The organism is Methylibium sp. (genome assembly GCF_013817345.1).
In the GTDB taxonomy this organism is placed as follows: Bacteria; Pseudomonadota; Gammaproteobacteria; order Burkholderiales; family Burkholderiaceae_C; genus Methylibium.
The window spans coordinates 16,525-28,636 of sequence record NZ_JACDCW010000051.1 but is presented as its reverse complement, the minus strand read 5'-3'; the positions used below and the strand labels follow the sequence as shown (position 1 = coordinate 28,636).

The following is a 12,112-nucleotide window of genomic DNA, read 5'->3' as shown; positions in this document are numbered from 1 at the left end:
GGCTGGCTCGCTTCAGGGGTGCTCACCGGGCGAGTTTGAGCAGTTTCTGCGGGCGCTCGAGCGTCTGCTTCGATTGCCCCTGGGGGCCCGCCACCTGCACCTCGATGCGCTTGATGCGCTGGAAAGCCTCGAACAGGCCGAGCTCGATCGAAGCGAGCTTGTCGGGCTGCGCGCAGGTGAAGACGAAGGTGGCATCGAGGTCGGCGTGCTCGTCTTCCTTTGCGCCCGCGGGCGCGGTGGACTGCAGGGCTTCGGCCTCGATGGTCGTGTTCGCGAGCGTGCACTGTGCCGCAGCGGCCGGCCGGACCAGCGACGCCCCGTCGTTCATGCGCTTCATCGCGTCATCGGCAGCCTTGCGCTGCGCGGGGGTGCGCGGGCGGTGCTCGAAGCCGAGCAGGTTGTCCAGGGGCGCTTCGAGGGCGACCGTCAGCGTCTGCGCTTCGATGGCCACGTCGAGATTAACCAAGCCATGCACATGCGCGTCGCCCTGACCGAAAACTGTGCTGGAAGTGAGCAGCGCAGCCGAAGACGCGACAGCACGAAGAAGGACGAGATTTCGATTCGCCGACATGGAACAACCTTTCGAGTGGTGGAGAGTGGAAGCCTTGTGCGGTGCTGCTTCGCCGGCTCACGCAGCCGTCGGGCGATGCTGCGTGCAACCGGTCGCCACAGTGATTCGATAACGATAGCGCATTATCACAACAGCCCATCAAACCCCGAGCGGCAGACGGCACAATTCTTTCCATGGAACGATCAACTCGCCAGCGCACAGCCATCCGGGAGGCCATCGGTCTTGCGGGCCGGCCCTTGCTGCCACAAGAAGTGCTCGAGAGCGCCCAAGGCCAAGTGCCGGGCCTGGGCATCGCCACGGTTTATCGCACTCTCAAGCAACTGGTCGATGACGGAGAACTGCGGGCCGTGCGGCTGCCGGGCGACAACCCGCGCTACGAGTCCGTGGATCACGGCCATCACCACCATTTCCAGTGCACGACTTGTCAGCGCGTGTTCGACGTGCACGCCTGCCCCGGCAACCTGGCCCGGTTGGCGCCGGAGGGTTTCACCGTGGAAGACCACGACCTCACGCTGTACGGACGGTGCCTGACCTGCCAGCCCAAGCCTGCATCGAGGCGGCCGGCGACAAGCAAGCCGCAAACACGCCGCTAGAACGCTGATCCCACCATGTCAAGGTGTCCTCGAAACCGGCAGCAGCCCGGTCAGCGGACTTCCGAGGGTCAGGCATCGCCACGTTGAAGCCGAAGCAAAGGCGGGACTGGCGCGCAGACACAAGCTTGCTTGCCGACGCAATGCCTGAACTCAAACCATGTAGCCGATATCCGAAGCCCCGGTCGGGTAGGCGAACAGGGTGCCCTTGATAGCCGACGCGGTCAGGTCATGGCGGATCGCCAGAGCGAAAAGGTTGATGACCTCGTCGGCATGGGGCCCGACAAGATGGGCGCCGAGGATGCGCTCACTGTCCTCTTCCACCAGCACCTTGAAGCCGTAGGTGGGCTCGGCCGCCTGGCGCGCCGTGAACCAGTCGGAGGCCTTCTGCGAATTCACTTTGAACCCGAGCCCCTGCTCGCGGGCCTCGGCCTCGCTCAACCCGACCATCGCAATGGGCGGGATCGTGAACGCCACACTCGGCACCCCGCGGTAGTCCGGCTTGCGCCGGTTTCCTTCGATGATGTTCTCCGCAGCGACCTTGGCGTCGTGGCTTGATACGGGCGTCAGCGGCGGGCCTGCCTGGGCGGCGTCGCCGGCTGCGTAAACCGCTTGGTTGGACACGCTCTGCAGGTACTCGTTGAGCTTCAGACGCCCGTTGTCGACAGCCACGTCGGCTGCTTCAAGATCCAGTCCGTGCAGTGCCGGCGCGCGTCCCGCTGCATGTACGACCACGTCGGCTTCTACCACCGAGCTTTGACCGTCGGACGACGCACCGACCCGGTAACCGCTGTCCGTCTTGTCGATCGACTCGACCTGGCTGCCCAGGCGAACGTCCACACCGATCGATTCGAACGCCTCCATCAGCCAGCCCACCACGTCCGGATCGAAACCCTGCAGCATCCGCTCGCCGCGCTGGAGGATGGTCACCTCGGCGCCGGCCCGCGCGGCAATGTGGGAGAACTCTGCGGCGATGTAGCCGCCGCCGACCAGCACGATGCGACGAGGCAGGGTCTCCAGATCGAGGAACCCCTCATGGGTGACAAGATGCTCTTCGCCGCGGATGTGCATCTTGACCGGCTCGGCACCCGCGGCGATCAGGATGTGTCTGGCCTCGAGCGTTTCACCGCCGACCTGCACGGTGTTGCGGCCGATGAACCGCGCCTGCCCGCGATAGCTGTCGATGCCCTTGTCGGCGTAGCGTTGCTCGGTGTTGGCGGGCACGGGGTCGGTGAAGCTGCGCTTGAAGCCCATCAGGTCGCGCCAGTCGATGCGCACGTCGCCCGCCACACCCTTGCCGCGCATGCGGCGCACATGGTCGATCGCCGACGCGCCTGCGATCAGTAGCTTCTTGGGATCGCAGCCGCGCAGCGCGCAGGTGCCGCCGAAGGGTCGGAAGTCGATCACTGCAACCGTCCGGCCGGCGGCACGCACCTGCGCGGCAGCCGTGTTCGCGGCCGTGCCGGTCCCCAGTACCACGAGGTCGTACTGTTTGCTCATGGCATTCCCAGAACTTGGTCAGCGTTGTGGCGCACCGGGCCCGATCGACAACCGAGAGACCGCGGAGGCGGCCCGAGCCTTGCGGACCGCGCCCGCCTTCGGGCAAGGCTCGGTCGCACGCTATTTCATCTCGATTGCACGTGACGTCCGGATCACCGACCCGTCGAGCTTGCGGCGCGATGGGCCGACGGTTTGCGCAGTCCAACGTACGCAGCCGCCGCAACGATGCCGAACATGGCGTGCGCGACCAGGCTGACCCAATTCCTCGCTTCGACGAACCACGGGAACATCGCCGGGGCAATCAGATAGAAATTGACGACGTACAAGGCGACGATGCCGAAGACCATGCCGATGAGCACTGCGGCGAGCATGTCGAAGCGATGGACGAGCCAGCCGATGATGGCGCCGTAAACCGCCGACAGCGGCAGATGGATCGCCATCGCCGTCATCATGGCCGTGAGCGAAAAGTCCGCTGGCGGCGGCAGGACCTCTTTGCCCAGGACCATTGCCGCCATCATCCGCGGCGGCCCCCACGGGCTTTGGCCCATGAACAGCCAGACCATCATCATCTCGGCCATCATGAAGACCACGCCGGCGATGACACCGGCCGAGACGGCGGCCTTCCAGTCGGTGATCTCGTGCACGTCCCCGGAGGCGTTGTGGGCCGAGGGATGGTGAATTTCGTTTGCCATGGTGTGTTCCTTTCATTGCATTCGCTTTCCCGCCGCACTTTTGATGCGTTTGCTCTTTTCCATCGGCTTTTCGTGCGTCGGAGCGAGCCTTCCGGCAGGCAAGTCCTTCGTGGGCAAGACGGGTTCCCGTTTACCGCTCAAGGTAGCGAATCGCCGAGGACGCGTTTTTTCGTGACGACTCAAGGTTTATACGCAGCCGCCGATGTTTCGGTTACAGCGCCTCCGACGCCGCTGCACTTGCGGCTCCGGACAAACCCGAATCGGCGAGTGGCCTGTAACCACCGTGGTGCCTGCAGCGACTCTGCAGCAGGCGGCCGATCACCGATCACGCCGCCCAGCCACTCAACCGATGCAAGCCTCACGGAGCATGCCCATGTCCAACTCCCTCGCTACCCAGACCACCGCCGCCGCGCTCGCACTGGCGCTCGGCACTGCCCTTTCGCTCGGCCCCATTGCGGCCCAGGCTCAGCCGGCCGACAAGGAGAAGTGCTACGGCGTCGCCATGAAGGGCAAGAACGATTGCGCCGCCGGCCCCGGCACCACCTGCGCCGGCACCGCCACGCGCGACTACCAGGGCAATGCCTGGAAGCTGGTGCCCGCGGGCACTTGCGAGAAGACCGCCTCCAAGACTTCCGACACCGGCTTCGGCCAGACCAAGGAGTTCAAGGAGAAGAAGGCCTGATCGGGCGTGCGCGCGCGCCCTGCATGCCCGAGCATCGGCCGTCATGACCGACTTCATCCAGCGTACGGCCGCCACCGCTGCGGTGGGCGTCGGCCTGAAGTCGGCTCATGTCCCAGCCGTGCTGGGCCAGGGCGCCGCGGTGGATTTCTTCGAGGTCCACGCCGAGAACTACATGGTGGCCGGTGGCCCTTTCCTGCGACACCTGGAACAGGTGCGCGAGCGCTGGCCGCTGTCCGTGCACGGCGTGGGCCTGTCGATCGGAGGTGAGGGCCCGCTGGACGCGGCGCACCTGAATCGCCTCGCGCGCCTGCTCGAGCGCTATCAGCCGGCCTGGTTCTCGGAGCACCTCGCATGGTCCAGCCACGGCGGCCTGTGGTTCAACGACCTGCTGCCGCTGCCCTACGACGTTCCGACCCTGCAGCGCGTCTGCGAGCACGTCGATCAGACGCAGCACCACTTGCGCCGCCGCCTGCTGCTGGAGAACCCGAGCACCTATGTCGAATTCGCCTCGTCGTCGATGGACGAGGCGCAGTTCCTGGCCGAGGTGGTGCGCCGAACCGGCTGCGGACTGCTGCTGGATGTGAACAACGCCTACGTCAGCGGCGTGAACCACGGCCGCGACCCCTGGGCCTTCATCGCCGCCCTCGTCGATGCGGTGCCGCTCGGCACGGTCGGCGAGATTCACCTCGCGGGTTTCGCCGAAGACCATGACGGCGCCGGCGACCGCTTGCTCATCGACGACCACGGGGCGCCCGTGGACGACACGGTATGGGCTTTGTACTCGCGGACCCTCGAGCGCCTGGGCCCGGTGCCGACGCTGATCGAACGCGACAACGACGTTCCGGCCTGGCCGGCGCTCGAAGCCGAGGCGGCTTTTGCACGCCAGCGGGCAGCGGCATGCCGGCCATCGACCGTCGATTCGCTAGCCGCGTGACCCAGCCGCCTGCCCTTCGGATGCAGCAGGCGTTCGCGGCCGCGCTGCTCGACGCCGAAAGCCCTGCGCCGTACGGCCTCTTCGCCTGGAACGGCGCCGACCCCGCGCCGCGCTTTGCGGTCTATCGCAACAACATGGTGGTGTCGCTGGTGGCGGCCTTGGCCGGGAGCTTTCCGGTGGTGCGCGAACTGGTCGGCGAAGCGTTTTTCTCCGCCATGGGGCGCCTCTACGTGACACAGCACCCGCCGCGTTCGCCGGTGCTGGCCGACTACGGCGACAGCTTCGCGGACTGGCTGCAGCACTTCGAGCCGGCCAGCGCACTGCCCTATCTGCCCGACATGGCCCGCCTGGAGCGCGCGCGGGGCCGCGCTTACCACGCAGCCGACGAGCCAGCACTGGCGGCACAGGCGGTGGCCGCGCGGCTTGCCGACCCGCAGCGTCTGCCTGGGGCGCGCCTGCGGCTGCACCCATCGGTGAGCCTGCTCGATTCGCCATTTGCGGTCGTGTCGCTGTGGGCCGCTCACCAGGGACGCGGGCGTATCGAGGACGTGGCCCTGAACGAGCCCGAAGCAGCGCTGATCCTGCGCCACCAAGACGACGCCACCGTGCTGCCCGTGCCCTTGGCCGCAGCACGCTTCTACCGCTTGCTGATCGAAGGCCGCCCCTTGGGCGAGGCGGCTTCGGCGGCGACGGCGTCGGACGCCGCCTTCGACCTGGCAAGCGCCCTGTCCCTGCTCATCGCCCACGACGCCATCGTCGCGTGGCACCCCACCGGAGACGACTCATGACCACCTCCTCATCGACCCCGCTCGCCACGAGCACGGCCGTCAAGTCGAATCACTCCCTCGCCTCGCTCGTAGCCGGCTTCAACGCCGCGATGGCGCGCATCCCCGAATCGCTGATCGCCCTGCTGGCGCGTTTCTCGATCGCGGCGGTGTTCTGGAAGTCGGGCCAGACCAAGATCGAAGGCTTGGCGATCGACATCGTCAGCGGCAGCTTCGAGTTCGGCGTGCCGCGGCTGTCTTCATCGGCGGTCGATCTGTTCCGCGACGAGTACCAGCTGCCGCTGTTGTCGCCCGAACTGGCGGCCGTGCTGGCCGCCGTGGGCGAGCATGCGCTGCCGGTGTTGATCCTGCTGGGTCTGGGCACGCGCTTCGCGGCGCTCGGGCTGCTGGTGATGACGGCGGTGATCCAGCTACTCGTGTATCCCGGCGCCTACGCCACGCATGGCGTCTGGGCCGCGGTGCTGCTGTGGCTGATGGTGCGCGGGCCTGGCGCCTTGTCGATCGACCACTGGCTGGCGCGGCGCACCGGCCGCTGATCGGATGTCCTTGCCCACCGGTGCCGTTGCAAGGACGCGAAGACTGCTGCCGGTGGACAGGCGGACCACGCCGGGCGTGCTGTCCGTCGCCGTGGTCGACACCTTGCACAGGACCGAGTCGACGCTCGCCGAGAGGGTGCGTCGGCGCGCCAGCCGAGCGCCCAGTCAGGCCTTGCGGGCAGACCGGGCTCGATGCAAGGCTCATGACCCATGCGCAGCCGCCGGTGTCTGGGCGTCCGCTACACCGGCAGCACAATCGTGCGAAGTGTGTTGTCTCGTGCGGCCGTTTCCTCGGCCGGCGTCGGCTCGCTGTAACGAAAACGACCCGCGCGACGAAATGTCCGATGACGCCCACCAGAACGACTTTGAATCCGGCCTGAAGCCGCTCTGGTTGCGCGCCCAGTCGGGTGACGAAGCGGCGTATCGCGAGGCGCTCGCACGCATTGCCACACGCTTGCGCGGCTATCTGCGCCGCCGCATGCAGAGCTTGCCGGACGATGTGGAGGATCTGGTGCAGGAAACCCTGCTCGCGCTGCACCTGCAGCGCGGCACCTACGACCCTGCGCTGCCCGTCAGCAGCTGGGTGCTGGCCATTGGCCGCCACAAGTTGGTGGACCTGTGGCGTCGCCGTGGCCGGCAGGACGCGCTGCACGATCCGCTGGACGAGGCGGACGAAGCCGTGCTGCCTGCCACCACCGCGTCGCAAGGCGAGGCGCAGCGCGATCTGGCCAAGCTGCTCGATGAACTGCCCGAGGCGCAACGGCTTGCGATCGTGCTCACCAAGCTGCAAGGCTTGTCGGTCGCCGAAGCGTCGCAGCGCACCGGCGCTTCCGAATCGGCGATCAAGGTCCAGGTGCACCGGGGCCTGAAAAGGCTGGCTTTTCTGGTCAGGGAAAAAGGATGAAGACGGATCACTTGATCGAGATGCTGGCGAGGGGCGCGGGGCCCGCACCGCAGGCCGTGGCCGCCCGGCGCCTGATCCCTGTCGGCGTACTCGGTGTGTTGACCAGCGCGGCACTGGCGCTGGCCCTGATGGGGCCCTTCCCCCGAGAGATGCTGGACACGCCAGCACCCTGGATCAAGCTGGCCTACGCCGGCCTGCTGGCGCTGGCGGCAGCTTGGCTGACCGCGCGGCTGGCGCGGCCGGTCTCGAGGCCGGCCATTCCCGCGCGGCTGATCGCGGCCGTGGTGCTTGTGATGGCTGCGCTGGGAGCAAGCGCCTGGGCCACGACGCCCGAAGCCGAGCGGCTGGCGGCGCTGTTCGGCTCATCGTGGGTCGCCTGCCCCTGGAACGTGCTGGCGTTGTCGATGCCGGCGTTGGCCGGCGCCCTGTGGGCACTGCGGGAACTCGCGCCGACACGGCCCCGCGCGGCCGGTTGTGCCGCCGGGCTGCTGGCCGGTGCCCTGGGGGCCGGGGGCTATGCGTTTGCCTGCCCCGAAACGTCCGCGGTTTTCGTGGCGGTGTGGTACTCGCTCGGTATCGGGCTGGCGGCGGGTGTGGGCGCGTTTCTCGGCCCGCGCGTTCTTCGCTGGTAAGGCGCCAACGTTGGGCGTCACGAACGGCGGCCTCAGGGACGAACGTGCGCTGAATACGGCAATGCCGTAGCACACGACATGCGCACGGTTGGCGAAAACGCCTGTCTTTGTTCGGTATGCGGCAGAGGTCTGGTCTGACACCGAGCGCCAAGAGTTCATCAACTTCATCGCTGTCAACCCAGAAGCCGGAGACATCATTCGTGAGTCTGGCGGTTGTCGTGAGGTCAGGTGGTCGAGGTCGGGTACGGGCAAGCGCGGCGGTGCGCGTGTCATCTACTTCCTCGCGCCCGACGGGGCGGTGTGGCTGCTGATCGTTTACTCAAAGGCGAAGTTCGACAATCTGCCCGCGTCCTTCCTCGCGCAGTTGAAGAAAGGGGTTGAAGATGCAATCTGAAGTTCAAAAGTTTCAAGCCGACCTCCTGGCGTCGGTCAAGCAAATGCGGCGCGGCCAAGCCGCGCACGTTACGAAGGTCAAGCTGCCTGCGGCAGCCGAAGCAAGAGCCAGTGTTGGTCTATCGCAGCAGGAGTTCGCGCAACTGCTTGGCGTGTCGGCGCGGACTCTTCAAGACTGGGAGCAGGGGCGCCGGGAGCCAACGGGTGCCGCACGCACGCTGTTGGCATCGGCGACAATAGGGTGGTTGTGGGGCGAGGCATGTGCAATGCCATGGATGACGCAAGCATGGGACGTCCGATCGAGTTAGACGAGAGCCGAGTCATCGAAAACGCGATGCGGGCCTGTTGGGCGCGAGGCGTGCAAGCGATGACCGTTGCCGAAATGCTGGAGGCGACCGGGCTCGCCCGCTCCTCCTTCTACAACAGCTATAGCACCAAGGAAGCGCTTGTCGTCAAGGCGATCGAGCGCTACTCCGAGATGAACCTTGCTGCGTTGCGCGAAGTGCTTGCCGGTCCTTCGTTCCGCGACATCGTGAATTCGCTGCTGGCGCGCGTGATCGACGACAACCATGAAGGTCGCGGCTGTTTGCTGCTCGATACCGCCGTCGAGGGCTCGACGGGGCAGGCAGCCGTCGGACGAGTCGTGCAGGAGGGCATTGCCAGGAAAGTGCAGGCGATCGCGGAGCGGGTCGTGCAGGCTCAGCGCGATGGCGAAGTGGACCCTGCTGCCGAGCCGCTGCACGTGGCAACATCGGTTTGCACCATGCTCGCCGGGCTGCGGACATTCACGAAGGCCGGACTGCCTAGGAAGTGGTTGAGAGGCGCTGCCCGGCAGACCGCTGACGCGCTGTTCCCGCCAGGCGCCAAGCGCCCGGCGCAACAGCGCGGCCGCCTCGAGCGGCGACGCTGACGGCGAAGCGCCGGACGCGGCGCGGGCCACATGTCCTCGAGCAGACGTTTTCCCGCCCGCCGTCTGTCGGGTGCGTGCGGCCCTCGAGAAGACGGTCGTACACGCACGGCCTGCCACGCGCAGTTCGTTTCGCCGTTCGTGCAGCATTTCGTACAAACCGGTACAAAACCTACTGCACGCGAAGATTCGCTCGGCGCGCGAGCATCCGCGGGCGCAGGACCGCATGAAGGCAGGCTGTTTGCCCTGGCACCGTGACCGGCGGCGAAGACCGCAAGGGATTCGCCGGCGGGACAGGTTGTCCGGCGAGGCCCTTCACTTCCCGCCGCAACGAATCGGAGAGGCAGGATGAACACTGCGAGCCAGTCCAACGTCGACTACGGCTATCGTCACGCCACCCCGAAGGTTCTGATCGAGGACCTCGGTTTCCGCGACGACGCACCGCGACCCGGCGACCCGCTGCCGAGCTTCGACCTGCCGCTGACCGACGCGGGACGACTTCGTCATGCTTCATGTGCGCGAGGCGCATTCGGGCGAGCAGCGCGAACAGGCGACAAGCCCGGACGAAAAGATGTGGCACGCGCGGGACCTCGGGCGAAGAGCGATCTGTGGCGATCCGCGCCGCCGATGGCGGTGTCGCTGGCTTGCCGATCTGTATCGACCGCTGCGGCCCGAGTGGCGCACTTTCGCGGTGATGGGCGACGCTCGGTGTCGCCACCGCAGCAGTGATTTCGGTCATGGCGCGTGCGCGCAAAAACTAGGCATGGCAGCGTCCGGCAGTGATTGCGCCCCGCGGCCCACTGGAAATCCATGCAGACCCATACAGCAGTAGTCGACGGGATCAAGATGAGGTGGGAGGAGCAAGGCGCCGGCGTTCCCGTCATCTTTGTTCACGGGATCCCGACTTCCCCGGCACTCTGGCGCCATGTGGTGCCGCGCATCGCGGGTGCACGCTGTCTGGCGTTCGAGATGGTCGGCTACGGAGCCTCCATTCCCGACGGACGCGGGCGCGACATCTCGGTCGCACGCCAGGCCGACTATCTCTTCGCCTGGGCCAAAACAATCGGGGTGAACACGGCGGTACTCGCAGGGCACGACCTCGGAGGCGGCGTCGTTCAGATCGCGGCTTTGCGCCATCCGGGCTTTTGCCGCGGGCTCTTTCTGACCAACGCGATCGGCTACGACTCGTGGCCTATCCCCAGCGTCAAGGCGCTGCGGGCGGCAGGCCCGCTCGTTCGGCGCCTCCCGAATGCAGTCGCAAAGCAGATCATCGCCACGTTGATGGTCCGCGGCCACGACGATCGCTCGCGCATCGCCGAGTCGCTCGAAGTTCATTGGGCCCCTTACGCGCGACATGGCGGCGCGCAGGCGTTGATCCGGCAAATCGATGCGCTCCGGGCGCAGGACACTCTAGGGATCGCCGGGGAGTTGCCGCATTTGCGGCTGCCGGCGCGAATCGCGTGGGGGACCGCCGATCCGTTCCAGAAACTTCGATACGGCGAGCGATTCGCGCGTGATCTCCTGGCGCCGCTGCGGCAGATCGCCGGAGGCCGGCACTTCACGCCAGAGGATCATCCCGACATCATTGCGGAAGAGATCGGGTTGTTGCTGCATGAGGTCGGCAAGTTCGCCTGAGCGCACCGACGGCGATGTCCGGCCGGATCACCTGCTCAGGCCCGCCCCCGAATCGGGTAGTCATTGCTCATCACGAACTGGAGTCCCTTCAGCAGCGACTTCAGATCCGGGCGGGCGAAAGGAGCGTTGGAGATGTCGATGATCTGGGTCTTTCCATCCGGGTTGATCACGAACAACGCGGGCTCTGCAAAAGGACGATCGGTCTCCTGCGGCGAGCGCGGCTCCGAGATGTACAGCCCGAGTTGGCGCATCTCGTCGATCGACAGCCCATAACCCACCGGAAACGTCCAGCCGCATTCGGTCACTTGAGCTTCGGCTTTTTCCTTGCTGTCGGCCGAAAGCGTCGACACGGCAATCTTCGCCGCATCGAATTCGGCGAGCATCTCGTTGAGCGTGTTGAGATAGGTCTTGCAGAGAGGGCAGTGCTTCCCGCGATAAATGATGAGAGATCGCCAGCCCGAGCGCTCCGCAGGCGCCACGCGCTCGCCGGAGACGGAATGCCAGACCATCGCCGGGAACTTCTCGCCTGCGGGCCATTTATTGATGTCCATCATCTGTCCTTTATATGTTCGGTTGATTGAATCCGCGCCCGAACAAGGTGTCCGTCTGCCCGATCAATGGTGCTTTCGCGAGTCGCATCAGGCGGCAAGAGCGTCGGCAAGTGCAGCAAGGTCGGCCACGTCGATGTCCAGGGCGTCGGCCAGTGGAAACTTCTGCTGGGCCTCACGCGCGATGAATGCGGCCTGCAGGCCAGCCCACTTGGCGCCCGCCACATCCCACCCGTGCGCCGCCACCAGCATGCACGCCGACGGAGCGACTTTCATCTCCTCGGCTGCCCAGCCATAGACGGCAGCATGCGGCTTGAACAATTGCGGCGTCTCGACGCTCAACTGTCGCTCGAAAAAACCCGCGAGCCCGGCATGCTCGAGCTGAGCGTCGACCCCCGCCTTCGATGACTTGGTCAGGGTTGCCAGACGGTAGCCCGCGCGCCTCAGGCGCTCCAGTGAAGGCAGCACATCGGGATGCGGCGCAAGACTGCGCATGGCGCTCAGCGCCTGTCTGGCGTCTTCGGCCAGCGATCCTGGTCTGCGGTGCGCATCAACGGTGTACAGCGGCGGTGTACACCGCGGCCCCTTTTGGCCACACTGAGGGGGCGGTCAGCGCGAGCCAGCCACGCCCAAAACACTGTCGGCACATTGCAGCGGAAATGAAAAAAGCCCAGCGAGTCAAGGACTTGCCGGGCTTCATCACTACCAAATCTGGTAGGCGCGATTGGACTCGAACCAACGACCCCCACCATGTCAAGGTGGTGCTCTAACCAGCTGAGCTACGCGCCTGAATAAGGGCGGAA

16 protein-coding genes and 1 tRNA gene are annotated in these 12,112 nt (G+C 66.2%); 11 read left to right on the top strand and 6 right to left on the bottom strand.

What is annotated here, in order from left to right; genetic code table 11:
- Window positions 1-22: 22 nt before the first annotated feature.
- Window positions 23-571: a DUF2796 domain-containing protein gene (locus tag H0W40_RS11305; protein WP_292446220.1), complete on the bottom strand. Its 549-nt coding sequence runs from the start codon at window positions 569-571 to the stop codon at window positions 23-25.
- Window positions 572-744: 173 nt separating this feature from the next.
- Between H0W40_RS11305 and H0W40_RS11300 the strand changes: the two genes are divergently transcribed.
- Window positions 745-1,164, top strand: a complete 420-nt coding sequence (locus H0W40_RS11300; protein ID WP_292446218.1) for a Fur family transcriptional regulator — start codon at window positions 745-747, stop codon at window positions 1,162-1,164.
- A gap of 150 nt (window positions 1,165-1,314) precedes the next feature.
- Here the strand turns inward: H0W40_RS11300 and H0W40_RS11295 are convergent, their stop codons facing one another.
- Both H0W40_RS11295 and H0W40_RS11290 read right to left on the bottom strand, forming a co-directional pair.
- Window positions 1,315-2,661 (bottom strand): NAD(P)/FAD-dependent oxidoreductase, encoded by a 1,347-nt coding sequence (locus H0W40_RS11295; RefSeq protein ID WP_292446217.1) that lies wholly within the window; start codon window positions 2,659-2,661, stop codon window positions 1,315-1,317.
- 152 nt (window positions 2,662-2,813) lie between these two features.
- A complete protein-coding gene (locus H0W40_RS11290; RefSeq protein ID WP_292446215.1) occupies window positions 2,814-3,305 on the bottom strand; it encodes a hypothetical protein in 492 nt (163 codons plus the stop codon).
- Between the two features lie 421 nt (window positions 3,306-3,726).
- Between H0W40_RS11290 and H0W40_RS11285 the strand changes: the two genes are divergently transcribed.
- The 10 genes from H0W40_RS11285 to H0W40_RS11240 all read left to right on the top strand — a co-directional run bounded on the left by H0W40_RS11285 (window position 3,727) and on the right by H0W40_RS11240 (window position 10,761).
- The gene (locus H0W40_RS11285) at window positions 3,727-4,035 is read left to right on the top strand and encodes a DUF2282 domain-containing protein (RefSeq protein ID WP_292446214.1); all 309 of its coding nucleotides are present in this window, start codon (window positions 3,727-3,729) and stop codon (window positions 4,033-4,035) included.
- 43 nt (window positions 4,036-4,078) lie between these two features.
- Window positions 4,079-4,969 (top strand): DUF692 domain-containing protein, encoded by an 891-nt coding sequence (locus H0W40_RS11280; RefSeq protein WP_292446213.1) that lies wholly within the window; start codon window positions 4,079-4,081, stop codon window positions 4,967-4,969.
- Window positions 4,966-5,757 (top strand): DUF2063 domain-containing protein, encoded by a 792-nt coding sequence (locus H0W40_RS11275; protein ID WP_292446211.1) that lies wholly within the window; start codon window positions 4,966-4,968, stop codon window positions 5,755-5,757. The genes H0W40_RS11280 and H0W40_RS11275 overlap by 4 nt, the downstream gene beginning before the upstream one ends.
- Window positions 5,758-5,846: 89 nt before the next feature.
- Window positions 5,847-6,290 (top strand): DoxX family protein, encoded by a 444-nt coding sequence (locus tag H0W40_RS11270; protein WP_292446223.1) that lies wholly within the window; start codon window positions 5,847-5,849, stop codon window positions 6,288-6,290.
- Between the two features lie 337 nt (window positions 6,291-6,627).
- Entirely contained in the window at window positions 6,628-7,194 is a 567-nt protein-coding gene (locus tag H0W40_RS11265) for a sigma-70 family RNA polymerase sigma factor (protein ID WP_292446210.1), read from the top strand.
- A complete protein-coding gene (locus H0W40_RS11260) occupies window positions 7,191-7,826 on the top strand; it encodes a DUF1109 domain-containing protein (RefSeq protein WP_292446208.1) in 636 nt (211 codons plus the stop codon). Before H0W40_RS11265 ends, H0W40_RS11260 begins: the two co-directional genes overlap by 4 nt.
- 88 nt (window positions 7,827-7,914) lie before the next feature.
- Window positions 7,915-8,220 (top strand): transcriptional regulator, encoded by a 306-nt coding sequence (locus H0W40_RS11255; protein ID WP_292446207.1) that lies wholly within the window; start codon window positions 7,915-7,917, stop codon window positions 8,218-8,220.
- Window positions 8,210-8,527 (top strand): helix-turn-helix domain-containing protein, encoded by a 318-nt coding sequence (locus H0W40_RS11250; RefSeq protein WP_292446206.1) that lies wholly within the window; start codon window positions 8,210-8,212, stop codon window positions 8,525-8,527. The genes H0W40_RS11255 and H0W40_RS11250 overlap by 11 nt, the downstream gene beginning before the upstream one ends.
- On the top strand, window positions 8,491-9,129 hold the full coding sequence (locus H0W40_RS11245; RefSeq protein ID WP_292446204.1) for a TetR/AcrR family transcriptional regulator: 639 nt from the start codon (window positions 8,491-8,493) through the stop codon (window positions 9,127-9,129). Before H0W40_RS11250 ends, H0W40_RS11245 begins: the two co-directional genes overlap by 37 nt.
- Window positions 9,130-9,972: 843 nt before the next feature.
- Entirely contained in the window at window positions 9,973-10,761 is a 789-nt protein-coding gene (locus H0W40_RS11240) for an alpha/beta fold hydrolase (protein ID WP_292446202.1), read from the top strand.
- 35 nt (window positions 10,762-10,796) lie between these two features.
- Here the strand turns inward: H0W40_RS11240 and H0W40_RS11235 are convergent, their stop codons facing one another.
- From H0W40_RS11235 to H0W40_RS11225, 3 genes are all read right to left on the bottom strand, one after another.
- Complete coding sequence (locus tag H0W40_RS11235; protein ID WP_292446201.1) at window positions 10,797-11,315, bottom strand: redoxin domain-containing protein; 519 nt, start codon at window positions 11,313-11,315, stop codon at window positions 10,797-10,799.
- Between the two features lie 84 nt (window positions 11,316-11,399).
- A complete protein-coding gene (locus H0W40_RS11230; protein WP_367153797.1) occupies window positions 11,400-11,813 on the bottom strand; it encodes an HAD-IA family hydrolase in 414 nt (137 codons plus the stop codon).
- Window positions 11,814-12,021: 208 nt separating this feature from the next.
- Window positions 12,022-12,098, bottom strand: a tRNA-Val gene (locus H0W40_RS11225).
- Window positions 12,099-12,112: the final 14 nt, after the last annotated feature.